The sequence below is a fragment of the Pseudoalteromonas rubra genome, from assembly GCF_004212645.1.
In the GTDB taxonomy this organism is placed as follows: domain Bacteria; phylum Pseudomonadota; class Gammaproteobacteria; order Enterobacterales; family Alteromonadaceae; genus Pseudoalteromonas; species Pseudoalteromonas rubra_G.
Genome location: NZ_PPUZ01000031.1, coordinates 65,006 through 90,223, shown reverse-complemented (window position 1 = coordinate 90,223; position 25,218 = coordinate 65,006). Strand labels below are relative to the sequence as shown.

Below are 25,218 nucleotides of genomic sequence, written 5' to 3'. Positions count from 1 at the left end.
GTGCTTATCTATCAGGCAAGTTACAGGGGGCGCATGGTAACAAACTTTCTGCGCCAGTAGAAATGTTTCATCGTCGACTCTCCGGCTTAAGAGCCCCCACTCTTTGATGTTAACCTAGGGATTGTCTTTGGCTAAAAACGCTGGTGACACCAGGTATTGCGTCTGTTTGTTTTTAAGCAGGCTGAATTGACTAAAGTCCACCCCAGTCCAGTCGGTTTTGTCTGCCAGCCAGATGTAGCGATGTACATTTTGCTGACTGATAACCTCCAGTGGATACGTAATAGACTGGTGAGCCTGCCAGTAGGAATGACCGTGAAACCTGTCATACAAAGACAAAATAGCCAGCCCGCCCATAATAAAATGCCCACCAACAGACGCCTGTAGCTCGCCTTGCTCGATGAGCCTGAGCGTATCGCTCAACCAGTCGAAGCCCCCTATCGCGACGAAGGTTTGGTCCTTTTCGGCTCGCTGCTTTACTGCGCTGAGTGCGCCCATGGCCATAAGATCCGACGCACTCCAGATGATATTAGTAGCCGGATATCGTTTCAGCAGTCGCTGTGTTTTCTCCATTGCTTGTGTTTTGGACCAGCTGGCATAAATAGACTGTTGCAGGGCAACCCCCTGACTACCAAAATACGATTGTGCCCCCTGATTGCGCGCATCAGACTCACTGCCGTAGTGGCCATTGATTGCAATCGCTTGGGCTTTGGCCCCAGAATTGTTCGCGCGTAATGACTCTGTTAACGCCTGTGCCAGATCGGCTCCGGCCCGAAAATTGTCAAAATAAATTTCACCCAGCCAGTTTTTGTATCTCTGTGCGGGCCTGCCAATCTCAGACTGCTCTGGGCCACTGATGGTTTGCTCTAAGGTCAGATACTGGATCCCGTACTTTTCCAGCAGATCGAGGTGTTGCTCTGCATTGCCCGGATAGAGCATTAACACCACATAATCCGGAGTCGCGCGATATTCCAAATATTTTTGCAGCTCTGCCAGCTGAATGTAGCGGCTGCCGTCACCATAAATCACGTCGAGCTTTACATTGAGCTGTTTACTGGCAGCTTTGGCTATGGACTCAACTTTCTGCCAAAACGGCTCGCCTGACACAGACGGATTAACCAAAAGAACTGAAAAATCGGCCTTCGCCCAGCTCAAGGGGGCAACACACAACAGACAGGTTAGCAAAACACACTGCAACAACTTCACGATACACAGCCTTTCGTTATGTCACACACGGCTGAGATGCCGTACGCAACGTTTCAATATACACTCGGCAGGGCCGGTTTTTTTAGCCCTGTTAAGCAGTATAGCTAAGATCACCTGAACCAGGGTCAAAGCCAGAAAAAACACAAAATACTCCAGGCGCGTGAATAAGACACGGGCAGCAGGAAAAATAAAATGAAACACCCCAATACCAATCAAAGACTGAAGTAAATAGAGCGACAAAGAATAGCGCCCTACAATAGCCAGTATTTTGCTAGCCCGGGGCAGATTTGCATTGATAGCCTGCAACAGCATTAGATAACACAGCGCCATAGGGAGAGCCGCCAACCAATTCATGGTTTCCAACACCTGACCTGTGGCTGTATCACGACTGAGCCACAACAGCAACGACACTGACGCACTCCCAAGCCCCAATATCCACACCCATTTTACAGCTAGAGTACGTAGCCCGCTGAGCCAGCCTCGCTCATAGAGCTCCATGCCAAGTAGCATCAACCCTAAGGTATTCCACAAAGTCGCGAGCGGTATAAGCAAGATCATCATATTAAAGTGGCTGACATTTTGGCTCAGCAGCTCGGCGTAATTAACCGGCATCGACGCAATCATAGTGGCATACTCGGCGCTGGCGCGGTCGATATTGGGCTCACGAACGAGCAGACTGAGCACCACCAGCAAGCCCACGGGGAGTATGATCAGTAAGGCTGCTGTTAGTAACCTGTGCCTGGTGTTGAGCCACATCAGCGCCAGTAAACCGGACAAGGCATAATTGAGCAGAATGTCTCCGGGCCACAGTAAATATCCGTGCATTACACCAAACACAGCCAAAATACACAGCCGAGATTTTATCATAAAGAGCGCATCATCGCCCTTTTGCCACTGCTGGTATTGCATTACCAACGCAGCACCAAACACCAGGCAAAACAAGGTACGAAAACGGCCATCGGCAAACACAGTGGTGACAAGCGATAAACCAGATTCAAGCCAATCCTGATTAACCGGGGGCACATAACCGTAGGCAAAATTGGCCATAAAAAACAGGTTTGTCAGGCTCAGGCCAAGTAGTGCAAACCCCCTTACGCTGTCAATATACGGGTTTCTTGTCATCAATAAACGTGTTCACGGTACATATCAGCCCAGGTTACCGCAGAGGCGTGAAACTCAGGCAGATTGTCATCCTCCATGTTTAACAAGGCACAGGCTTCTTGCAATGCCCACCAACTGCCGCTTTCATAGGCCCTGACCACATTCAAAATGTAATACAAGGTATTGGACTTACCCAGCAGTGCATCATGGATAATCTCAGGGAAAGGCAGTCGACCAACCAGCAGCTCCATCGGTTTATCGAGGATGGCATCGAGCAAAGAAAACAGCCCGACCAAAAAGCTCATACTGGCAACCCCAGGGGCAATTTGCTGCGCAATTAACTCACAAAACCGCGAGCGAACAATACTCAGGCGGGTCAGCTCTGTGGGTTTATTGGTGGCAACGTGGGCTGTCATGATCAGGTTGACGAACTTTAATACACGTTCATTGCCCAGATAGACCAGCGCCTGCTTAAGGGACTCGATACGACTCTTAATGGGGAAAACACCAGAATTGATCAGGCGTAATAGCTTGTAGGCGAGCGCCGTGTCCTGTGCGAACAATTCAGAGATCCGTCCCAGATTCATGTGTGGCTTCAAAACCTCAGCATAAATCAGCATAACAATGGCGTAGTTTATTTCAATGTCCTGCTGAGAGATCATGGTAGGTTTGGCGAAAAAGTATCCCTGAAAAAAGGTGAACCCCATTTTTTTCGCTTCGATGAACTCGTCTTCTGTCTCTACTTTTTCGGCCAATAACTTGAGGTTTTTGCGCTTTTTTAGCTGCTCCACTAGTGGTGCGATAGTTTCCAGCGGACTCTCAACTAAGTCAAACTTGATTAAGCGCACCAGCTTAAGAAACGGCTCCCAGTCTTTGGAATAGGTGAAATCGTCTAGCGCCAGCCGATAATTATTATGAAATAGCGCCCGGACCCGCTCGTAATTGTCTTTTGTTGGAGGTATGGTCTCAAGCAGCTCCAGGATCACATCACTGCTAGGCAGAAACTGAGCAAGTTCCTGATTAAGCGACTCTTCGCCGATGTTGATCAGGGCCTTTTTGCCCGATGTCAGATAACGTGTACCCAGATTAAGCTGATTATCCATAATCAATCTTGCCGTTGCGGCATCATCAGCAATGTTGGGGAAGCAATTTTCTTTACCATCTCGAAACAGCAATTCATACGCAACCACCTGTTTCTTTCTATTAAAGATGGCCTGCCTTGCCACAAACACTTTCAAATCACTGCTCCCAGCTATCTACTGCTCAATTAATAGCACTTTTGTTTTATTAGTTTGTCTTAATGGGGAATATTTTAACCCCATTTCATTAGAAAAAACATCAAACTAAAACATTAATGTATTAGAATAGTCGAAAGCTGAGGGAGCAGGCAAACACCTACTCATACAATTTCTCAATATATTGGCTTGCAATGGCATCCCAACTGAAACGCTGTGTCCGCGCATTGGCCTTTATTTCAAGATATCTTTGTGGCTCATTACGGTGAATATCGAGCGCCTGTTGTAAACCCGCCAGCAGTTGCTGCGACTGCTCGTCCAGCGTCCTGCCTGCAAACAAAAACCCGGTTCGCTCATGGTCAATCGTATCCTTAAGCCCACCCACCTGATGGGCCAGGCAAGGTTGACCTGCACGCATTGCAAGCATTTGGCTGATCCCGCAAGGCTCAAACGAGCTGGGCATCAGGAACAGATCACCTAAATCATATAAATGATCGCCGAGTTCCTGTCCATACCCTTGCAAATACAAGACATTTTCATTGCGGGCCATAACCTGAGTAAACAAATACTCTAAATGTGGATCGCCAGACCCCAAAATAACCAATACCCCGCCGTACTCATTAATTAAGGTCGCTACACTATCCAGTATGAGTTGCCCATCCTTTGGCTGTCTCAATAGCAGAGCTTTTTGATCCGTTAAACGTCCGACGCTGGTTACCAGTGGACGACGAAAAGTAGATTGCTGACGCCACTGAATGACTCTTTGGTGGGCGATATAATGTGCTGGTTTCAGCGCTTCCCCGTTAGACATCCAGACAAACAGCGATTGTTCAGCCAAATCACAATACTGACTCAAAGTGAGATCTTGCGTTTGTTCTTCGTGGCTTGGATAAATACAACCATTTAGGATCCCTGCCAACCTGCCCGTTCTTGCTGCTGCCTGCATATCGTTTTCAAGCCCTTCACCGCCAAAAAAGCCGCTTTCATGGTCGCTGCTATGCTGCACTTCCTCACAATAGGTGGGCGATACCAGGTGTACTTTATCAACAAGGTTGATTGCTGCACGCATTGGATTGAAGCAATGTGGATAGAGGTGATCGCAGATCCGGCTGCCGTCATAGCTCAAAGTCGGAAACCAGGATTCCAGGCTAGAGTCATCATGTTTAAACGGGCGGATCCCCTGTAAGGCCAGGTTATGTACCGTATACACGGTTTTAATTTGCTTTAGATTCACAAACCGGGGGCTGAAGGTTTTCAATACCGCCACCACAGCCGCATGCCAGTCGTGCAAATGCAGTATATCGACCGGCCCTATCATCTGATGTTCTAACAGCTCACTCACCGCAGCGCAAAACAGCGCAAACTTATTCGCATCTGTCGCAAAGGGCTGGTCGCCATCATTACAATAAATGGACCCACCGTGGTGTGAAAACAAAGAGTGAGAGACCACATATTGTTCAACACCCGAGTCGCTGGCCACCCGCCACAAAGTTGCCGTTTCTAAGTGCTGCTTAAAAGGTACTGCAATGTCTGCAACAAATTCACGGTTCAGTGCATACTGACCATAATCTGGCACAATCACAGAGCAGCGGACCTGCTGCTCTGCCAGTGCATAAGGAATGTCGCGGATCACATCCGCAACACCACCTACTTTACAACTTGGCAGACGGTCGTTTTCCGCTGCCACCATAACTACATGCATGTTTGTCCCTTTACGCCGTTTCCTGGTTTTGACCCGCCAACAGCTGCTGTTGCTTTTCTAATGCGGCTAGCATATCACGGGTCACCAGCACTATGCCGTTTTTAGAAACTCTGAAACCGTTTCTTTTATCCTTCGCCTGGTCATAGCCTATTTCCATTCCTTCAGGAATATGACAACTTCGATCAATAATCGCATTTCGGATCCGACAGTGGCGCTCAATCACCACACCAGGCAGCACAACTGCCCCGTCAATTTCACAGTAAGAGTGTACGTGAACATTTGAAAATAAGAGAGATTTACGCACTCTGGAGCCTGAAATAATACAGCCACCAGACACGGTAGAGTCGACCGCCATGCCACGACGCTCGTCATCATCAAAAATGAATTTTGCAGGCGGTAGCTGCTCCTGATAAGTCCAGATTGGCCAGCTTGGATCGTACAAGTCAAGCTGAGGCTGAGGCGACACCAGCTCCATATTCGCTTCCCAGAATGAATCTATGGTACCAACGTCACGCCAATAAGGCTGACCTGGATGGCTGGGATCACGAAACGGAAATGCAAATACATTATGCTCTTCAATAATGGCCGGGATGATATCATGGCCAAAGTCGCGACCAGAACCTTCGCGCTCGGCATCTTCCTTTAACTGCTCAAATAGAAACTCGGTATTGAAGACATAATTCCCCATGGAGGCCAGGCATACCCCGGGCTTGCCTGGGATTTCGCTCGGTGCAGCGGGCTTTTCATCAAAACGACGCACCCGCTTGTTTTCATCAACAGTCATAACCCCGAAGGTATTTGCCGCATCCTCACACGGCACTTCAATACAACACACCGTCATATCCGCACCGGTTTCGACATGCTTGGCCAGTAACGCACCATAGTCCATCCGATAGACATGGTCGCCGGACAAGATCATGACGTATTTAGGTAACTCGTGACGAATGATATCCATATTCTGGAATACCGCATCTGCGGTACCACAGTACCACTCATCTCCATAGCGCTGAGAGGCCGGCAAAATCTCGACTGATTCTCCCAGCTCTTTCTTAAAATGACCCCAGGCGCGATTGACATGGCGGATCAAAGAGTGTGACTTGTACTGTGTTGCTATGCCAACCCGGCGAATACCCGAGTTAATACAATTTGATAACGGAAAGTCTATTATTCTGTGTTTGCCTCCAAAATATACCGCGGGCTTTGCTCTCCAGTCGGTCAGCTCATGCAGCCTGCTACCACGACCACCCGCCAGGATCAGTGCATAGGTTTCTCTGGTCAGGTTACTAATATATCGGTTTGCATAACTGGGCATTCATTATCTCCATTAAAAAGTCTATCTACGATCTACTGCATTGGGGTTAAGCGCCAAATATCGTCACAATATTGTTGAATAGTGCGATCGCTAGAAAAACTGCCACTAGCGGCCGTGTTAAGTATGCTCATTCGTAACCACTGGGACTGATCCTGATAGGTTTCTGCGGCACGTTGTTGCGCTTCGAGATAACTGTCGAAGTCGTGTGCAACCAACCAGGGATCGTGAGGGCTACGAATGGCAGCAATGATGTCGTTGAAAATTCCGGGTTCAAATAGATTAAAGTGGCCACTTTCCAGCAGCGCCATGGTATTACTTAGTGCCTGGCTGGATTGAATTATGGCATTAGGATCATAGTGTTGGCGCACTTCGTCGGCTTGTTGCGCGGTTGCACCAAACAGGAAAAAGTTATCCGCGCCTACCTGTTCTCTGATCTCAATGTTGGCGCCATCCAGCGTGCCTATGGTCAGTGCGCCGTTCATCATGAATTTCATGTTACCCGTGCCCGAGGCTTCTTTACCTGCCGTCGAGATTTGTTGAGACAGATCGGTCGCGGCACAAATGGTTTCCATGGCGGTGACATTGTAGTTTGGGAAGAAAGCGACTCTCAGAAGCGATCTGGCCTGGGCGTCTTTATTGACTACGTTCGCCACATTATTGATCAATTTGATGACCAGCTTGGCCATGGCATAACCGGGGGCCGCCTTACCGCCAAACAAGACGCAGCGTGGCACCATGCCCTGGGTCTCGCCACGGCGAATACGGTCGTACAATGAAATCACATGCAGGATGTTAAGCAGCTGGCGTTTATATTCGTGGATGCGCTTGACCTGAACATCAAACATCATACTCGGGTCGAACTCCACATCACAGCGCGCTTTTACCAGTTTTGCAAGCTTTTCTTTATTGCCCTGCTTGACTACCTGCCACTGGCTCTGGAAAGCTCTGTCATCGTAATAACGCCGCAGTGCCTTGATTTCGGCATAATCCGCTTGCCAGGTCTCGCCAATTTTGCTGGTAATTAACGCCGCCAGAGAAGGGTTACAATAAGCTAGCCAGCGTCTGGGAGTAACGCCATTGGTTTTGTTGTTAAATTTGGCAGGCCAGAGCTGGTAAAAATCATGGAACAGCCCCGATTTAAGTAACTCAGTGTGCAGCGCCGCCACACCATTGACCGAGAAGCTCCCTACAATTGCCAGATAAGCCATGCGGATCTGCGGATGGTCGCCCTCTTCGATGAGCGACAATGCACGTTGTTTTTCCATATCTCCGGGCCACATCAATGCCACTTCAGACAAAAAGCGGGCATTAATTTCGTAGATGACTTCTAATAATCTCGGCAGCAGACGGGCAAACAAAGACACAGACCATTTTTCCAGTGCCTCAGGCAGCAAAGTATGGTTGGTGTATGCCATGGTTGAGGTCGTGATAGTCCAGGCCTGCTCCCACTCAAGCTCATGTTCGTCCACCAGCAACCTCATCAGTTCTGCGACTGCTATGCTTGGGTGCGTGTCATTAAGCTGAAAAACATGCAAGTCAGCAAACCCACTAAAGTCCGTGCCATGCTGCTCAACCCACTGATGAAGTATGTCCTGCAAGCTGGCACTGGACAGAAAATACTGCTGTCTTAGTCTAAGCTCTTTACCATTTTCACTGCTGTCATTGGGGTACAGGACCATAGTGATTTGCTCAGCCAGGTTTTTCTTCGCAACGGCTTCAGAATAGCTGCCAGCGTTGAATTCCTTTAAATTAAACTCATCCGTCGCTTCTGACTTCCATAACCTGAGTGTATTCACAACGCCATTGCGGTATCCTGGAATGGGCACATCATAGGGTACCGCCAGCACATCCTGCGTATTCACCCACATGCGATGAGTACGACCCTGTTTGTCCTGATGTGCCTCAACATGACCAAAAAACTTGATCACTCTGGCTTGCTCTGGTGCCGGCATTTCCCAGGGGTGTCCTTCACGTAACCAGTTATCGGGCTGCTCGACCTGAAAGCCCTGATCCAGTGACTGATTGAACATGCCGTATTCATAGCGGATCCCATAGCCAATAACAGGCAATGCCAGTGTTGCACAACTATCCAAAAAACACGCTGCCAGACGACCCAAACCACCATTACCCAGGCCCGCATCATGTTCAGCCTGCTCCACGTATTCAAACTCAGTGCAATACTCTTTGAGTGCTTCACGGGTTTGTTTTTCCAGATCCAGACTCAGTACCGCGTTGCCCAAAGCCCTGCCCATTAAAAACTCAAGAGATAAGTAGGCCGCCCGTTTGCATTGGTTGTCTGCCAGATACTGATTGGTTGCCCTGCACCTTGCAACTAGACGATCCCGGACCGTCAACGCCAGTGCCTGGAACAAATAATGTTTAGAATCTCCAACCTTGTCACGCCCCAGGGTGTAGTAAAAATGGCGCATTAAATCATCAGCCAGCGTGCTTTCATCCAGTTTTGGGGCTTCTTGCCAATGCTTTACGACACACACATTTGACGTTTTCTTAGTCATTTTTGAGATCCTCGTTATGAGATTGATATACCCAGGCACTGTGTGCACTCAGGGATTGGGTCTGGTGGCCTTGTTCGATGGTTTCTGTGGGGGGCGCAGAGCTAAGTGTTAGTTTCCATACACCCCCCGCTATGACAGGTAGTTTCACCGCCACATCGTTACTGCCGGCATGTAAAATCACCAGCAGACTTTGCTTTCTTAGCGTGTCGGTCAACATGTAGATCAGCGTTTTATTGTGGCTGTCGTGCCAGTCGCCCTCCGACATCGGACGTGCGTCTTTGTTGAACCAGCTGATATTGAACCGCTCATCCTGGGTGTGAATATAAAACGGGTGATGAAATATCGCGTACTGGCAGCGTATTTCCTGAAGCCTTGCAATTAGGGCGCACAAGGTACTTGCTTCGTCACTGCCCCAGCTACCTTTTGCACTTCGGTTTTGGCTGCAACGCTCAGAAATACTCTGAGGCCAGCTCAACCAATTAATCTGATTGTCCTGACAATACGCATTATTATTGCCCTGTTGCGAATGCGCAATTTCCGTGCCCGCGGCCAACATAGGCACCCCCTTAGACATCATTAATGTAATGAGTGCGCTTTTTTGAATTTGGTGCCTCAATGCCAGTATGTGTTGATGCTCGGTTTGACCCTCTACACCACAGTTAAATGAAAGGTTTTCACTGTGGCCATCACGGTTGTCTTCACCATTGGCAAAATTGTGTTTTTGCTCATAGCTCACCCAGTCGGCAAGCGTAAAGCCATCATGGCTGGTGATAAAGTTCACCGAGTTGAGTGGCCCGCGTTGATTATGTTCAAATAATTCATGAGAGCCATGAACTCTTTTCGCAAGTTCAGACAAGGTTCCGGCGTCGCCACGCCAAAAGCGCCTGACCGTATCCCGGTATTTGTCATTCCACTCCCGCCAGGGCGATGGAAATCCGCCCAACTGATACCCACCGGGACCCACATCCCAGGGCTCGGCAATCAGCTTAACCTTGCTAAGTACGGGGTCTTGTGCCATTGCCTGTAAGAAACTGTGCTGCGAATTAAAGCCATGCTCAGTGCGAGCCAGTATGGTTGCCAGGTCAAACCTAAAGCCATCAACGCCCATAAATTCAACCCAGTATCTAAGGCTATCCATCACCAGTTTCAAAGTGTAGGGATCGTCAATATTGAGGGTGTTGCCACAACCGGTGTCGTTTATATATTGGGCTTGCTCACCCACCATACGATAATAACCCGTATTATTGAGCCCCTTGAGCGACAAAGTGGGTCCATCAAGGCCCCCTTCCGCAGTATGGTTGTAGACAACATCCAGGATCACCTCAATCCCGGCGCGATGAAGATCGCGAACCATTTGCTGAAACTCGCTAATCATCCCGTCTATCAGGAAGTCTTTGTGCGGAACAAAAAAACTTAAAGAGTTATAACCCCAGTAGTTTTTCAACCCCTTGGTTGTTAAAAATTGCTCTGAAATAAAGGCATGACAAGGTAGTAACTCAATGGTTGTCACTCCCAGACTGGCCAGGTGCGCAATGAAGTTACTGTGGCTCAGGCCCAAAAACTTGCCGCGCAGAGGCTTTGGCACAAACTCACATTGTTTAGTCGCACCTCTGACATGGCACTCATAGATCAAGGTTTTTGACCAAGGTATATCCGGCCTGGCGCCTTCATATGGCTCAATATCCGTAACGCAAGATTTGGGCATATCGACGGCATTATCACTTGGATTAAGTGTACCTACTGGCAAATGGCAAAAATGCCGTTCACTCCAGGTAAACTCGCCATGAAAATCTTTGCAATACGGGTCTAACAGTAACTTATGATGATTGAATAACATGCCTTTTTCGGGCGCATACCGACCTGCAGCGCGAAAGCCGTACAAAGCCCCGGCGCGCAGTGGCGAGACAAACACAGACCACAGCCCGCCCTCATGGCGATACATAGTGATCTTGGCTATTTCACTATGGCCACTTTGGTCAAACAGGCACAGCTGTACCTCCTTTGCACCAGGGGCATAGACAGCAAAGTTAACGCCCTGATCATGCAGTGAGCTGCCCAGTGGTGAAGGTTGGCCCCGGTGTGACGTTAACATCAGGCGTCTGCACTCATGTATTGCAAATAGATGGTACTCAATGGCCCGATGGTGATTTCAATGCTGTGCTCAAAACCATGGCTGGCGATGGCCTTGCTCTGGACCATTTGCTGTTGGTGTGCAACCGGCGTTGTGCCACTGCCATACAAACTGCTGTCGTCGGAGTTAAAGACCACGCGATAAATACCACCACGGGGCACCCCAATACGATAGCAGTGCAGAACCTGTGGGGTAAAATGGCTAACGACCACCAGTAAGTCGTTACTGGATTTGCCGAAGCGGGCAAAACTCAGCACCGACTGCTCACCGTTGTGACAGTCAATCCACTGAAAACCACATGGCGAATTATCGAGCTCATACAAAGCCGGTGTATCGCGGTACAGATGATTGAGTGCCTTGATTGTTTGATAAATCCCTAGGTGCGGCGGCGACTCAAGCAAAGACCAGTCCAACCCCTGGTTATGATCCCACTCAGTGCGCGGAGCCAATTCACTGCCCATAAACAGCAGCTTCTTGCCCGGGTGTGCGTACATAAAGCCATAGTAAGCGCGCAGGTTGGCAAACTGTTGCCAGTCGTCGCCGGGCATTTTACTCAGCAGTGCGCCCTTGCCATGCACGACTTCATCGTGGCTCAGCGGCAAAATATAGTTTTCTGAGTAAGCATAGGCCATAGAAAAAGTCATCTCATGATGATGGTACTTTCTGTGAATGGGATCTCTTTGCATGTAACTCAGGCTGTCGTTCATCCAACCCATGTTCCACTTATAGCCAAATCCCAATCCATTATGATCCACCGCCTGAGTCACCCCCGGCCAGGCCGTAGATTCCTCGGCGACCATCATAATGTGTGGATGGCGACCATAGCTGCGGGTATTGACTGCTCTGATACAGTCTATCGCGCCAAGGTTTTCTCTGCCGCCAAACTGGTTGGGGATCCATTCACCATCGTTGCGCGAGTAATCCAGATACAGCATAGAGGCAACCGCATCGACCCTTAATCCATCCAGTTTAAACACATCAAGCCAGTAGTTTGCATTAGAAAGCAGGTAACTTTTTACTTCCGGGCGTTCGTAGTTATAAATATACGTGTTCCAGTCAGGATGATAGCCCTGACGGCTGTCCGCGTGCTCATACAGGTGCGTGCCGTCAAAGCGATGTAAACCATGGGGATCAGACGGAAAGTGCCCCGGTACCCAGTCAATCAGAATACCCAGGTCTAGCTCTGCACACTGAGCTACGAAATAGCGAAAGTCATCTAAAGAGCCAAAGCGGCTGGTCGGCGCAAAAAGCCCCACGGGCTGATATCCCCACGAACCGTCAAAGGGATACTCGCTAATTGGCATAAGCTGCACATGAGAAAACCCCAGCGCCTTAACATAGGGTAATAAATCATCTGCCAGCTCACGATAAGTCAGGTAGCGGTTATCCTCATCATACCGGCGCTTCCACGAGCCCAAATGCACTTCATAAATGGCAATGGGCGCGTCAATCGCATTGCGCTGTCGACGTCGTGCTTGATCAGCATCACTCAGCGGCATGCTCTGTTGAGCCGGCTGGATCACACTGGCGGTACCGGGGGCTTGCTGCATTTTAACCGCATAAGGGTCGGCGCGCTCAGTCACTTCGCCATCCACACCGACGATAGCGTATTTGTAGCCTTGCTCAGCCTTAATATGTGGCACAAACAAATCCCACACACCACTGGCCGGATGAAAGCGCATAAAGTGCTGGCATGGCTGCCAATGATTAAACTCGCCAATCACAGAGACACTGCGCGCATTCGGTGCCCAGACGCAAAACTGCGTGCCTTCGCAACTCTGATGAGTCAGCGGACGAGCTCCAAAATGCAAGTAACCATGCTCAAGCGACCCTTCGTTGAACAAATACATCGCAGACTCGTCCAGCGCACTACTAAAGTCATAGACATCGCGCGTAGAAATGACAGTATCGGGAAATTCAATCGTCAAATGGTATCCTGAGGACACCTTAGTGCTGAATGCCAGCACAAACAAAGCTGAGTCATCAATACGCTGCATGGCACTGGTTTGGTGCTCAACATTGACTGACACAGTCAGTGCGCCGGGCATGTACACACGAATAACAGAGCCTTCCGCGCTGTTATGCAGACCAAGAAAAGAGAAGGGATCACGAAAACATCCGCTATCCAGGGCCGAAATTTGTGCTGCGTAGTCATGGGTAATAATGGGCGATTTACTTGCTGAATTCATGCCTGCTCTCTGATCCTTTTTATCTCTTTCATTAAATGACTGTTTTGCTCTAAAGTCTGCTCAGCCGGGATTGCCAGTCGACGGCGCCAGTTGGGGTACTCACGATCTGTACCGGGAATATTCACTGGTAACTGCTGTTGCTCCAGATCATCCAACTGGATTGCCAGCAATTTACTCGGACTTGCCGCAAGCTTTTTAACTATGGCAGCGTAAATATTGTGTGCATCACTGAGCTGATGTGTATCATGCGTACTATCCAGCCCCAGCCAGGTTAGTAGCCTGGCCTTATCCTCTTCGCGAGCCTTGACCATCTCCTTTGCTTCTTGTTCACTGCACAGCTGGTAATCTAGTTTGAGGCTAATGTCAGTATGGCACCACCAGGCACTAAACGGTGCCACATCATGGTTAGCAACCATCAGTAAGGTATCTGCACGATACTCCTCGACTGGCTTAAACTGGCCCAGGTGATCTTTGGCAAAATACATTAAAATGTTGCCGTAGAGATTGGCATCACTCATAGCGGCAGAGACTTCCGGCGGCACTATGCCAAGATCTTCACCTATCACCATGGCCCGGTTCAGATGAGATTCGATCTTTAAAATCGCCAGTAAATGTTCAAAGGGATAATAGATGTAGCACCCGTCCTGCTTACCCTGCGACTCAAAACACCACCACAAACGCCGTATTGCCATCACATGATCAATACGTAGCGCACCAAAAGACGCCATGTTGCTGCGCACCAGTGAGCGAAAATACGCGTAGTTGTGCTGTTTGATTTTAATTGGATTCAGCGCTGGCAACCCCCAATTCTGACCGGCTTCAGCCCAGGGGTCTGGCGGCGCGCCGACGTTTGCGCCTTTGGCAAATAAGGGTTCATTGTGCATAAACTCATCGCCTTCTTGTGCGCAGCCAACGGCCAGATCGTTGATGAGGCCTATGGCCATCCCCTCTTGCCGGGCATGTAACTGACAAGCTGCGAGCTGACGATGTGCAAGCCACTGCATAAACCACTCACGCTCAGTGAGTTCACTGTGGCTCAGAGTTTGCTCCTTGTCGTGTTTGAACTCGCTCAGAGCTTGGCGCACAGCCGGCACAGCTTTGCATTCATCAAACAAATACGTCAGCACGGCATATTTCGCTTTACCAACCGCACTGTAATCAATGTAGTTTTGAGCACACTCGTTTTGTGCAGAGCCAAGTGCTTCGTCTATGCTCAGTTGAAAGTCTTCGCGTAAGGTGTCAACCGCCCAATCTAATGCAATATATAAAGGATTGATCAGGCAACGATGTGACGGGCTGTATGGACTTGCGCGCTCCGGTTCTGATTCAAACAGTAAGTGCAAAGGGTTTAGCAAAATAAAGTCGCAATGCGTCATTGCGGCGCTGGAGATCACCTGATGTAGATCGCGAAAGTCCCCCACACCTGCGTTGCGCTCGCTGCGTAATGTATAAAGCTGGAGCGATAAGCCTGTGCGCTTAACATCGTCTTGCTCTATGGCATAACAACGTTTAGGTACCGACCATAGTTCAGTCGTTTTAGTGCCAAACACTCCTTCAATCTGGGTATTAAAATACCCGACGGGTAACTCTCCTACGCTGATTTTCAGGTCCAGATAAATCTGTCCGTTGTAATGATAATCACCACACACCTCGGCCTGAGAAAGCGCAAAGCTGGTGCTCAAAGCGAGCTCTGGTATTTGAATTACCACCGACGAATGACGAGCACTTTGCGGGACTTTTAACGAAAAACACCCGGTTTCGGCCTCGGAAAGTACGACCTCATCGACAACCTCAAGCCAGGGTTTAACATCCAGCAAAAAGTTTAGCTCGGCAATATGGGATTCATCGTCAGTATCAACACCACAGCAGCGCAATGCGTCGACCCGAGTTGCATGGTCAAAATAGACGTGCTCACCATTATATTTGGTGTAATCAAAGCCTATGCCATGCAAGTAGAACAGCTGTTCCAGCCCTTGCATTGTTATCAGGCCTGCTTGTGAGTATCAACGACGCTGTTTTGTGTACCAAAGCCATTTGGCACATAGCCATCGGCCTGGTCATCGTTATCCCAATGCTCTCCATCAATTAAGTATCTAAAGTGGTATTCGTGACCCGTGGGTAAGCGGTGCTTGAGCTTAAATCGTTTGTCTTTCTTATTGAATTTCATCGTCAGAGGCTGCCAGTCGTTGAACTCTGCCACCAGCTCGACTTTTATCGCTTCAGGATGAATGATTTCAAACGTGACTTCCGCTTCGTTTTTTGTTTTGAAAAAACGCTTAGTTAACATTGTGGGCTCCAAAAAAACCGCTAGGTTGTTTATCCTTGCCACAGTGCCGTGCCCGTTACAGCTAGACTTACGGATGCTGTGAAACTACAAAGCATAATTGCTCATTGTCTACATACAGTGTGTACGCTTCATTACAGTGCAATGACAGTCCAGCCTTGCACTAATGTGGTGATTTTCACTTAGAAAGCTGGCACAACTGCCTGTATATTAGTATACGGGCAATAAACGCGCCAAAACTTGTTAAAAAGTTAGGTGAGAACTATTCTCGTGTAAAGTGAATTTAATTGATACTTGATCTCAAACACAGCAAAGCGGTATTAATTAATTACAATACTCACAGGCACTGAGCTGCGATTGGTGGCACCCCGAATTAGGTGTAAAACATGTCATACTTAGGGCTTATTTATAGTATACTTACTGCTCCTGGCAGGGACGATTTTCTTTAGGTAGGTGGATACGCTCAATCATGCAAAGTGTTTTTAAAAATATAGCAACCTGTATTGTCTGTTTTGTCGTGATTAGCATTGTTGTTAGCTTGCTGTTTACAAAGCATGTGGTTGACCTACAAACTGGTCGCACCACTATACCGCTGCACACACAACCTATCGGTGCCCAGTCAGAATATATGCCCTGGTACGCTTTCTTGCTGGCGGATCAACGTTTTTTGCAGGTGAACGAAGAAACCCATGTGCTACTGAAACGCAGCCAAACAGAAGCCACTTCGGCCTCCGTTAAACAGGTCATGACGCGCGTGTTTTCATCGCCAGTTTTGCTGTTACTGGTTATGGTGATGCTAATACTGGCACTCACCAGACTGCGTGAGTTAAGATTGCAACATACCCGCTCGAAAGCTCTGACCGACATTGACAGGGACCTCAAAGATATTATTAGTGGCCTGGAAATTGATTACAAAGCATTGCCGATTGGCGGCACTGTTGCCCAGATCAGTCATGCTGTACACGCCATCGCAAGCAATATCCAGCGTATTAAGATCAACACCGACAGCCATGTCTTTCAGGATAAGCTCACGAAACTGATAGACCGTCATGCCTATATTGAGCACATCAGCAATGAGCTCGCAATGGCAGAACAACAGCAAAGCAAGTGCGGCCTGCTGTTTATTGACCTTGATGGTTTTAAGCAAGTAAACGATTCGTTCGGACATAGTTTTGGTGATGAGATATTGATCCAGGTTGCTGAGCGTTTATGTCAGGTGGTGCGTCAGTATCAGTTGCAGGCACTGCATGCCGTACATGGGCTTGATCAAAACCTCTCGCGACTTGGCGGAGATGAGTTTTCTATTTTTATTCCCGACCTTAAAGATACCGGGTTTTGTACCGAAGTCGCTCAGACCATACTTGGCGAGATTGAGCGCGACTTTGTGCTCGGCAATAAGCTGGTGAAGATTAGTGCCAGTATCGGTATTGCTGTCTATCCCGACAGCGCCGCCACACCCAATGCACTACTACAAATGTCAGACGTTGCTATGTACCGTGCTAAAACGGATGGTCGCGGGATATTTCGGGTTTACTCCCCCGAAATGGGCAATAAAATTAGGCGCTATCATTACCTGTTAGAAGAACTGCGCCTGGCCATTGCCTCGCAAAACTTCCACTTATCGTTTCAACCCATAGTGCATGTTGAAGATTGCTCTATTGACTACTTTGAAGCACTGGCACGCTGGCACCATCCGATAGAGGGCCTGATCCCCCCGTCTGAGTTTATTCCCATTGCGGAAGAGTCGAACCTGATCCTGGATCTTGGGGACTGGATCTTGCTGGAGTCCTGTCGGCAAATGTCCGCCTGGCACAATGCAGGTATGAAGCGCGTGCGCATCTCGGTAAATGTATCCGGGATCCAGCTCAAGCACCGTGCAATTTTTGACTGGGTGATGGCTGCATTAGAAAAAACCGGCTTACCGCCGACTTCACTGATGCTGGAGATCACGGAGTCAACGCTTATCACTGCTAGTGATGAAATCATTGCACAGCTTGAGCGTTGTCGCTCAGCTGGGGTCACCATCGCCATTGACGATTTTGGCACCGGGTTTAGCTCGCTCAGCACCCTGGCGGACTTACCAATTGATGTGATCAAAATCGACAAGCTGTTTATTTCACAGGCTAAAGACAACCCCAAATACTATAAGATCCTTAACTCCATCAGTGAGCTGGGCGCACAGCTCGACCTCAAAATTGTTGCCGAAGGGGTTGAGCAGGTCGACCAGTTTGAGTTAGTTAAACAGATGGGGATACGGTGTGTTCAGGGGTATCTGGTCAGTCGTCCGGAAACCTCCAGCCGGGTTGGCAACAAAGTGCTGAAAAGCAATATGAACCATATCGCGTCCACCGGCACCAGCGTATGGTTACCTGAGTCGTCCAGCTAAGCAACCCAAGCTCTGTTCAGCGTTTGAACTTAGTTTCTAAAATTACCGAGGATGTGGTCCGCTCAACCCCTTCCAGGTTGCCAATATCATCGAGCAGCTGACTGAGCTGCTCAAGGCTTTGCGCCTCTACTTCTGCTATCATGTCGTATTCGCCACTAATCGCATACAAAGCTGAAATGTTGTTGATCTGCTTCAGTGCATTATTGGTTTGTGCGGTCAGCTTCTGCCGGACCTTGATAGATACATGCGCAGCAACCTGAGATTCCTGATACTGCCTGCCCAGCTCCACACTATACCCCTGGATCACCCCGCTTTGTTCGAGTTTTTGCAACCGACTTTGGACCGTTGTTCTGGACATATCCAGGGTTCTGGCCAATTCAGAGATGCTGGCACGGGCATTTTTCCTCAGCTCAGAAAGTAAACGTTCGTCTTGTGAATGGATCATTGTGAAAACTTAAATCGTCATTTTGACTGTTATTTTAATCATTTTATTTATTTTTGCACTGCAAATTGACAACGCAACGCGTAATAATGACAAAAAGCGGGGAAAGTAACATCGTCTATTGCAGTCAGTAGCCGGTTCTGTCCCTAAGATGTAAAGATTTATAAGAGGAAGTCGTCATGCAAGTGAATCGCGAGTTGTTTAATGAGGTAATGGTACCAAACTACAATCCGTCTGAAGTGATCCCGGTTAAAGGTAAGGGCTCACGTGTTTGGGACCAAAAAGGCGACGAGTACATCGACTTCGCTGGCGGTATTGCCGTAAACTGTCTGGGTCATTGTCACCCAGTTCTGGTTAACGCGCTGAAAGAGCAAGGTGAGAAAATCTGGCACCTGTCTAACGTAATGACCAACGAGCCGGCCCTTCGCCTGGCAAAAAAACTCACAGATGCGACCTTTGGCGAGCAAGTTTACTTTGCAAACTCTGGCGCAGAAGCAAACGAGGCAGCCCTCAAGCTGGCACGTCGCTGGGCCATTGATAACTACTCAGAAGAAAAGACCCAGATCATTGCCTTCAACAAAGGCTTCCATGGCAGAACCTTTTTCACTGTGACCGTAGGTGGTCAGGCAGCATACTCAGATGGTTTCGGTCCTAAGCCTCAGGATGTAACACACGTTGATTACAACGACCTGGAAACCTTTGCCAAGTTAATCTCTGACAAGACCTGTGCAGTGATGATGGAACCCCTTCAGGGCGAAGGCGGTATCATCCCTCCAACAAACGAATTTATTCAGGGCGTGCGCGAGCTGTGTGACAAGCACAACGCATTACTGATCTTTGACGAAGTACAAACAGGCGTTGGCCGTACTGGCGACCTTTATGCTTACCAGGGTCTGAACGTGACTCCAGATATCCTGACGACCGCAAAAGCGCTGGGTGGTGGTTTCCCAATTGGTGCAATGCTAACAACCAAAGAGATTGCTAAGCACCTTAAAATTGGTACTCATGGCTCTACTTATGGCGGTAACCCGCTGGCATGTGCTGTAGCCGAAGCTGCGTTTGATACTGTTAACGACGCGCAACTGCTGGCCGATGTAAAGCGCAAGGAGCAATTGTTCCGCGATGGACTGGCTGCCATTAACGAAAAGTACAACGTATTCAGTGAAGTACGTGGTAAAGGGTTACTGCTTGGCGCCGTGTTAAACGAACAATTTAACGGTCGCGCTCGTGACTTCCTGGTAGCAAGTGGTAAACATGGCCTGATGGCCCTGGTTGCAGGTACCAATGTTGTTCGCTTCACTCCTTCTCTGGTTATTCCTGACGAAGATATCCAGGCCGGTCTGGCTCGCTTTGAGCTGGCTGTAGCAGACGTAGTTAACGGTTAATAGTGAGGGGCGCGTAAGCGCCCTGTTAAAACTATGCAAGTACTCAGACCCATTTCAGAAAAAGACTTTGCGGCGCTCAAAACCATCGCCATCGAATCGGGCCATGGGTTTACCTCATTGCCAGTAGATGACGACTTGCTGAGCAGTAAAATTGCGCGCTCAGAGCAAAGCTTTGCAAAAACCGTTGTTCAGCCACGGGACGAAGGCTATCTATTTGTACTGGAAGACAGTGACAGCGGCGAAATTTTAGGCACCACCGCAATTGAAGCTGCGGTTGGTATGCAAACCCCTTTATATCACTATCACCTGGGCAAAACGGTACACCATTCTCGAACCCTGAATGTATACAATACGGTCGACATTCTGAGCATGTGTAATGACTACACCGGCGCATCCGAGATCTGTACCTTGTTTCTCAGAGAGCCCTTCCGTAAGGGACTGGCAGGCCGCTTCCTGTCGCGTTCGCGCTTTAACTTTATGGCGTTACACACAGACCGCTTTAGCGACACAGTTATCGCGGAGATGCGCGGCGTGAGCGACGAAGACGGACACTCCCCTTTCTGGCAGTGGTTGCAGGAACATTTCTTCAGTATTGAGTTTCCTCAGGCAGATCACTTAGTTGGTTTGGGCGATAAGGTATTTATCAGTGAGCTGATGCCTAAATACCCAATTTACGCCAACTTACTGAGCAAAAAAGCACAAGCCGTGATAGGCCAGGTGCATGAAAAAACCAAGCCTGCGCTGCGCCTACTGGAAAAAGAAGGTTTTGAACACCGTGGTTATGTGGACTTGTTTGATGCAGGCCCGACTGTTGAGTCGAGACTGCAGAATATCAAAACGGTCCGTGAAACAAAACGTGGCGCTGTGCGCATCGTCAAGCCCGAAGAATTAAACCTTACCGAAGCGCAAACCTGGTCCGTCTCTAATTGTGGTTTAGCGAATTTCAGAGCCACCTTTGATACTCAGGTTAACTGGTGTGGTAAAACCGCCGCTTTCAAAGTGACGGCAGACATAGCCTCGGCACTACAAGTGTCTGAAGGCGACGAGATAAGCGGGTTTATCCTGTAACAAACATATTAACTCAGTCGCTTTGAGCAACAACGCTTAAGCGCCTGGTAAAAATCGAATTAAAAGTTTGCGTCGTGCTTAGTCGTAACATTTAACGCGGCTGGGCCGCCATTTTAAGGATTGTCATTATGCACAACAATGTAGATAGCTTATTTGAAAAACTATGGAATAACTACCTAGAAGTTACTCCTTCAGCTGTTAAAGTCCACGAACTACTTGGTTCTACGCAACAGGATGATGTGATCAACGATCATATTGCACTGCGCACCTTTAACCACGAAAAAATTGGCCTGGAAAAACTGGCAGCGCATTTCAAAGCGGTTGGCTATACAGAGTGCGGTGAATACCACTTCGAAGCCAAAAAACTCTATGCCAAGCACTTTGAGCACAGCGATCCGACCAAACCAAAAGTGTTCATTTCTGAGCTGTTGGTAGAAAAGTGCTCACCTGAACTGCAAGCTATCGTTAACGAGCTGGTTGAGCAAATCGACGAGAGCGCCGTTACTGCGGAAAACTTCCTGTACTCAGGTACGCACTGGCAAGTCAGCCACGAAACCTACAAGCAATTACTGGCCGAGTCTGAATACGCAGCCTGGATGGCAGCATGGGGCTACCGTGCTAACCACTTCACAGTGAGCATCAACCACCTGGGTAACTTTGAAACCATCGAAGCCGTTAACCAGGCACTGAAAGACGCCGGATTTGAACTGAACGCCTCTGGTGGTGAAATCAAAGGTTCACCGGAAGTGCTGCTTGAGCAATCATCAACACTCGCAGACCATCAGGCTGTGGCATTCAGCGATGGCGAGTTCAGCATTCCAAGCTGTTTCTACGAGTTTGCGCTGCGCTATAACAAGCCAGATGGCGAAATCTACACAGGATTCGTTGCAGCATCTGCCGACAAGATTTTCGAAAGTACTAACGCGCGCTAATCGCGCTATCACAGTAACTTGTCAAAGCAGCCATCCGGCTGCTTTTTTATTGCCTGATTGCATCGATTCTATGGCGAGATCAACCCTTTAAAGCAAAAACTCTGTCAGTATGGGGCAACATTGTGGTTGTTTTGAAAAGCAATGACGGTTAAGTTTTCAACTGTCACAAAACAGTCTTAACAAAACTGTCATTGTTCTGAGCTAGCGTAGAGGTATCAAGCTGGCAACAAGCGCGACCATGACAGTGATCACTGCCAACGAGGTAGAGTTGTGAATATTGAACCTAAGCTTAGTGTATTATTAAATCGCCAGATCACGGTCAAAGCACCGCTGGAGCATCCGGCACTGGATGACAAAAAAGCCTATCGGCGGGCGCTGAAATACTGGCAAAACGAGCTGTTGCACGTGCAGCAGGCCTACTATCACCAGGGCCGCCGTGCGCTGATCATCTTTGAAGGCTGGGATGCGGCCGGCAAAGGGGGCGCTATTCGCCGCATCACTGAACGGCTGGACCCAAGGGGTTATCAGGTTTTTCCCATCAGCGCGCCAAAAGATGAAGAACAAGGCAGACATTATCTCTATCGCTTTTACAATAAGCTGCCAAAGGCTGGCACCCTGACCATCTTTGACCGCTCCTACTACGGCCGCGTGTTGGTAGAGCGCGTAGAAGCGTTCGCTACACAAAGTGAATGGCAACGGGCCTATCAGGAAATTAACGAGTTTGAGCGCCTGCTTCATGATGACGACGTGAAGGTGGTGAAGCTCTTTTTGCATATCAGCGCTCAGGAGCAGCTGAAACGCTTTGAAGAGCGCCTTAATAACCCTTATAAGCGCTGGAAACTGACTGAAGAAGATATTCGTAACCGCAACAGACGCAACGATTATGAACAAGCCATAGACGATATGTTTGCCCGCACCGATACCCAGCAAGCCCCCTGGCATCTGGTCCTTGGAGAGCATAAATGGTATACCCGGGTCGAAGTACTCAAGACCCTGGTAAAAACACTCAGCGATGGTGTAGACACGACTCCCCCACCGGTGGACCCAAACGTGGTCAGATTGGCAAAAGAGCATTTAGGTATAAAACACAAGAGGAAGGACTAATGGAAAGAGCAGATGTACTCGGTCAATATTTTGATCATCATGACGGGACGCATCCCAGCATGACCTTAGCTAAGCACAGCAAGATGGCCTCCAGCGCATTTCGCTTTTTCCGCGGCAGTGCCCCTTTGATGTATCGGGATCTGGCGCAAGCGGCTATTTCATTGCCTAAAACCCTGTTTGAATTACCACTAACTAACGTGCTCGGAGACTGCCATGCCAGTAACTTTGGGTTTTTAAGCGAAGAAGGCTCGCACGGCGGCACTTTGGTTTTTTCGCCGAACGACTTTGATGATGCCTGCGTCGGCCACGCAGTATGGGACTTACTACGTTTTTTAGTCAGCCTGCCTCTGGCCCAACAAGAAGGTGCTTTGTTGCAAAGTAACAGTGAGGATATGAAGCTTCGGCAGAAGCCCCTGGCTGACATGGCGCAGGTTCACCGGGCCCAGAGCATTTTCATCGACCGCTATGTGACCACCTGTGAGGCGTCGTTACGCGGAGAAAACAACAACCAAAGTGCCCTTACTCAGTTCGCTCAGGAGCATATTTTACATAAACGCTGGCAAAAGGGCTTACAACGTCTGGTCGGGGGCGCAGCCTTTAACCTTAAGAGTAGCCTGGCCAAAGAAGTGGACTTAAATAACACCCCGCTTCAGTTTAAGGATGATGATGAAAAATTTGTTCGTTTACACGAAGATTTCAGCAATGCCTTGGTTGAGTACTTCCGCCCCTATGTCGATGACGAGATAATCGACTGTGTTGAGCGCCTGGATGCAGGAACAGGGTCTAACAACCTGAAACGTTACTACCTGCTGGTTGGACCTAAATTTTGCTCTTCTGCCGAGCTGTATCACATAGTAGAAGTCAAACAACAGCAACTGGCCGCGCCGTTACATTATTTCACCGACCTGAGCCCAACCAACCGCCTAAATCATGCACACCTGACCGTTAATTGCCAGCGCAAAATGCAGCGCCGACCCGATCTGGTTTTAGATGATGCACTATGGCAAGGCACACACTGGCTGGTACGCTCGCGTCATCATGCTCGGGTTGGCATCGATCCTGAGCATATTGTGTTAGGCAAGCGCGCTGCCGAGCGTGATGGCTTATGCCAGTACGCAGAGGCCTGTGCTACTGCGCTGGCCTATGCGCACATGCGTGGCGATCGCCGCTCGTTGATGTTTCAACAGGTCGTTACAGATGTCTTGCCAGCGGCCAGAGATGAACTGATTGAAGCTGCGAATGCTTATGCCAGCCAGGTCGAACAGGACTGGGGACTTTTCTGCTCACTCAGAAAGTAGCTGTTTAGGCACAGTTAAAACCAAAAAATCGTACGCCAGGCGCAAATTCCCGTGAAAGTGTGTTCTGGCTTCTTTCTCAAGTACGTCAAGCATGCCCTCACCATGATAACGCACACTAAAGTGAGTCAGTATGAGCGAAGGGATCTGATATTGCTGGGCAAACTGCGCCACCCGTTTGGCGTCGCTGTGACCGGTATGGGTGCCAACCCGTATCAGATCCGGGTGAGTAAATGTCGCCTCGTGCACCAGCATATCTATATCGTCGCAGTATGACGACAGCAGCGAGGGTTTTTCATTGTCCCCGCAAACAATCACGCTTCTGGGTCGCCAGCTGGGGAACGCATAAGTGTCGGCCGCGAGCCGTTGCCCCTGGTAAATGACATCCTGACCTTTTTGCAGCAAGTTGTAATGCGGCCCGCTCGCTATGCCTTCACTGTGAAGCTGTTTAATTCTCAGTTTGCGTGGAATAAGCGCCTCTGTGATTTTGAATCCAAAACTGGGCACCCGGTGCTTCAAAGGGATGATCTCGATATAGCAAAACTCTAGAGAAATAAACTGATCACTTTGCTCTATGGCCATCGTATGTAGGTCAAAAGGCAAGGTGACCTGAGTCAGTGCCAGGGTCGACATAACAAACTGAACCACAGCCTGTGGCGCAATCAAGTAAACAGGATCAGTTCGGCCCGACATAGCCATTGACGACAGCAAACCTGGCAGGCCATAACAATGGTCACCATGTAAATGAGAGATGCAAATCACGCTCAGGTGATAAGGAGACAAGTCCGCTTTAAGCAGCTGGTGCTGAGTGGCTTCGCCGCAATCCACCAGCAGCCAGGATTTGGATTTTTCGAAACTGACCCCGGTTGCAGACATGTTTCGGCTCAGACTGGGGCTGCCCGACGAGGTCCCTAAAAAATGTATTTGCAAAAC

At 48.9% G+C, this 25,218-nt stretch carries 18 protein-coding genes; 6 read left to right on the top strand and 12 right to left on the bottom strand.

Translation table 11 applies throughout. The annotated features are described in order from the left end of the window. Window positions 1–114: 114 nt before the first annotated feature. The 10 genes from C3B51_RS11185 to C3B51_RS11140 form a co-directional block, all read right to left on the bottom strand. Window positions 115–1,203, bottom strand: coding sequence for an ABC transporter substrate-binding protein (locus C3B51_RS11185; RefSeq protein WP_130245094.1), 1,089 nt, complete (start codon window positions 1,201–1,203; stop codon window positions 115–117). A 21-nt stretch (window positions 1,204–1,224) separates the two neighbouring features. Next, window positions 1,225–2,325, bottom strand: a complete 1,101-nt coding sequence (locus C3B51_RS11180) for a DUF418 domain-containing protein (protein ID WP_130245093.1) — start codon at window positions 2,323–2,325, stop codon at window positions 1,225–1,227. Further along, entirely contained in the window at window positions 2,325–3,542 is a 1,218-nt protein-coding gene (locus C3B51_RS11175) for an EAL and HDOD domain-containing protein (protein ID WP_125718199.1), read from the bottom strand. The genes C3B51_RS11180 and C3B51_RS11175 overlap by 1 nt, the downstream gene beginning before the upstream one ends. A gap of 157 nt (window positions 3,543–3,699) precedes the next feature. After that, on the bottom strand, window positions 3,700–5,241 hold the full coding sequence (locus C3B51_RS11170) for a glycogen synthase (protein ID WP_130245092.1): 1,542 nt from the start codon (window positions 5,239–5,241) through the stop codon (window positions 3,700–3,702). 10 nt (window positions 5,242–5,251) lie between these two features. After that, a complete protein-coding gene (gene glgC, locus C3B51_RS11165) occupies window positions 5,252–6,553 on the bottom strand; it encodes a glucose-1-phosphate adenylyltransferase (protein ID WP_046005261.1) in 1,302 nt (433 codons plus the stop codon). A 32-nt stretch (window positions 6,554–6,585) separates the two neighbouring features. Beyond that, window positions 6,586–9,069, bottom strand: a complete 2,484-nt coding sequence (locus C3B51_RS11160) for a glycogen/starch/alpha-glucan phosphorylase (protein WP_130245091.1) — start codon at window positions 9,067–9,069, stop codon at window positions 6,586–6,588. Then, window positions 9,062–11,161: a glycogen debranching protein GlgX gene (gene glgX, locus C3B51_RS11155; protein ID WP_130245090.1), complete on the bottom strand. Its 2,100-nt coding sequence runs from the start codon at window positions 11,159–11,161 to the stop codon at window positions 9,062–9,064. Before glgX ends, C3B51_RS11160 begins: the two co-directional genes overlap by 8 nt. After that, a complete protein-coding gene (glgB, locus tag C3B51_RS11150) occupies window positions 11,161–13,389 on the bottom strand; it encodes a 1,4-alpha-glucan branching protein GlgB (protein WP_130245089.1) in 2,229 nt (742 codons plus the stop codon). Before glgB ends, glgX begins: the two co-directional genes overlap by 1 nt. Continuing rightward, the gene (gene malQ / locus C3B51_RS11145) at window positions 13,386–15,368 is read right to left on the bottom strand and encodes a 4-alpha-glucanotransferase (RefSeq protein ID WP_130245088.1); all 1,983 of its coding nucleotides are present in this window, start codon (window positions 15,366–15,368) and stop codon (window positions 13,386–13,388) included. The genes glgB and malQ overlap by 4 nt, the downstream gene beginning before the upstream one ends. 5 nt (window positions 15,369–15,373) lie before the next feature. Beyond that, a complete protein-coding gene (locus tag C3B51_RS11140; RefSeq protein ID WP_125718211.1) occupies window positions 15,374–15,676 on the bottom strand; it encodes an isoamylase early set domain-containing protein in 303 nt (100 codons plus the stop codon). Between the two features lie 466 nt (window positions 15,677–16,142). On the opposite strand from C3B51_RS11140, the gene C3B51_RS11135 reads away from it, so the two are divergent. Next, entirely contained in the window at window positions 16,143–18,059 is a 1,917-nt protein-coding gene (locus tag C3B51_RS11135) for a putative bifunctional diguanylate cyclase/phosphodiesterase (RefSeq protein WP_130245087.1), read from the top strand. Between the two features lie 16 nt (window positions 18,060–18,075). Here the strand turns inward: C3B51_RS11135 and C3B51_RS11130 are convergent, their stop codons facing one another. Further along, window positions 18,076–18,504 (bottom strand): Lrp/AsnC family transcriptional regulator, encoded by a 429-nt coding sequence (locus C3B51_RS11130; protein ID WP_130245086.1) that lies wholly within the window; start codon window positions 18,502–18,504, stop codon window positions 18,076–18,078. A gap of 176 nt (window positions 18,505–18,680) precedes the next feature. On the opposite strand from C3B51_RS11130, the gene C3B51_RS11125 reads away from it, so the two are divergent. The 5 genes from C3B51_RS11125 to C3B51_RS11105 all read left to right on the top strand — a co-directional run bounded on the left by C3B51_RS11125 (window position 18,681) and on the right by C3B51_RS11105 (window position 24,288). Continuing rightward, a complete protein-coding gene (locus tag C3B51_RS11125; RefSeq protein ID WP_130245085.1) occupies window positions 18,681–19,886 on the top strand; it encodes an aspartate aminotransferase family protein in 1,206 nt (401 codons plus the stop codon). Window positions 19,887–19,919: 33 nt separating this feature from the next. Then, window positions 19,920–20,954 (top strand): arginine N-succinyltransferase, encoded by a 1,035-nt coding sequence (gene astA / locus C3B51_RS11120; protein WP_130245084.1) that lies wholly within the window; start codon window positions 19,920–19,922, stop codon window positions 20,952–20,954. A 128-nt stretch (window positions 20,955–21,082) separates the two neighbouring features. After that, entirely contained in the window at window positions 21,083–21,886 is an 804-nt protein-coding gene (locus C3B51_RS11115; protein ID WP_046005270.1) for a DUF1338 domain-containing protein, read from the top strand. A gap of 270 nt (window positions 21,887–22,156) precedes the next feature. Then, window positions 22,157–22,990 carry a polyphosphate kinase 2 family protein gene (locus C3B51_RS11110; protein ID WP_130245083.1) on the top strand — a complete coding sequence of 278 codons (834 nt, stop codon included), beginning with the start codon at window positions 22,157–22,159 and terminating at the stop codon, window positions 22,988–22,990. Next, window positions 22,990–24,288, top strand: coding sequence for a DUF2252 family protein (locus tag C3B51_RS11105; RefSeq protein WP_130245082.1), 1,299 nt, complete (start codon window positions 22,990–22,992; stop codon window positions 24,286–24,288). Before C3B51_RS11110 ends, C3B51_RS11105 begins: the two co-directional genes overlap by 1 nt. Here C3B51_RS11105 and C3B51_RS11100 read toward each other — a convergent pair. Continuing rightward, window positions 24,274–25,215: a ribonuclease Z gene (locus C3B51_RS11100; protein ID WP_206076628.1), complete on the bottom strand. Its 942-nt coding sequence runs from the start codon at window positions 25,213–25,215 to the stop codon at window positions 24,274–24,276. The two genes, C3B51_RS11105 and C3B51_RS11100, sit on opposite strands and share 15 nt — an antisense overlap. Between the last annotated feature and the right edge of the window lie 3 nt (window positions 25,216–25,218).

Coding starts and splice junctions, on each gene's coding strand:
- C3B51_RS11180 (WP_130245093.1), bottom strand. CDS start 2,325: ATGACAAGAAACCCGTATATTGACAGCGTAAGGGGGTTTGCACTACTT.
- C3B51_RS11170 (WP_130245092.1), bottom strand. CDS start 5,241: ATGCATGTAGTTATGGTGGCAGCGGAAAACGACCGTCTGCCAAGTTGT.
- glgC (WP_046005261.1), bottom strand. CDS start 6,553: ATGCCCAGTTATGCAAACCGATATATTAGTAACCTGACCAGAGAAACC.
- C3B51_RS11160 (WP_130245091.1), bottom strand. CDS start 9,069: ATGACTAAGAAAACGTCAAATGTGTGTGTCGTAAAGCATTGGCAAGAA.
- glgX (WP_130245090.1), bottom strand. CDS start 11,161: ATGTTAACGTCACACCGGGGCCAACCTTCACCACTGGGCAGCTCACTG.
- glgB (WP_130245089.1), bottom strand. CDS start 13,389: ATGAATTCAGCAAGTAAATCGCCCATTATTACCCATGACTACGCAGCA.
- malQ (WP_130245088.1), bottom strand. CDS start 15,368: ATGCAAGGGCTGGAACAGCTGTTCTACTTGCATGGCATAGGCTTTGAT.
- C3B51_RS11140 (WP_125718211.1), bottom strand. CDS start 15,676: ATGTTAACTAAGCGTTTTTTCAAAACAAAAAACGAAGCGGAAGTCACG.
- C3B51_RS11135 (WP_130245087.1), top strand. CDS start 16,143: ATGCAAAGTGTTTTTAAAAATATAGCAACCTGTATTGTCTGTTTTGTC.
- C3B51_RS11130 (WP_130245086.1), bottom strand. CDS start 18,504: ATGATCCATTCACAAGACGAACGTTTACTTTCTGAGCTGAGGAAAAAT.
- C3B51_RS11125 (WP_130245085.1), top strand. CDS start 18,681: ATGCAAGTGAATCGCGAGTTGTTTAATGAGGTAATGGTACCAAACTAC.
- astA (WP_130245084.1), top strand. CDS start 19,920: ATGCAAGTACTCAGACCCATTTCAGAAAAAGACTTTGCGGCGCTCAAA.
- C3B51_RS11115 (WP_046005270.1), top strand. CDS start 21,083: ATGCACAACAATGTAGATAGCTTATTTGAAAAACTATGGAATAACTAC.
- C3B51_RS11105 (WP_130245082.1), top strand. CDS start 22,990: ATGGAAAGAGCAGATGTACTCGGTCAATATTTTGATCATCATGACGGG.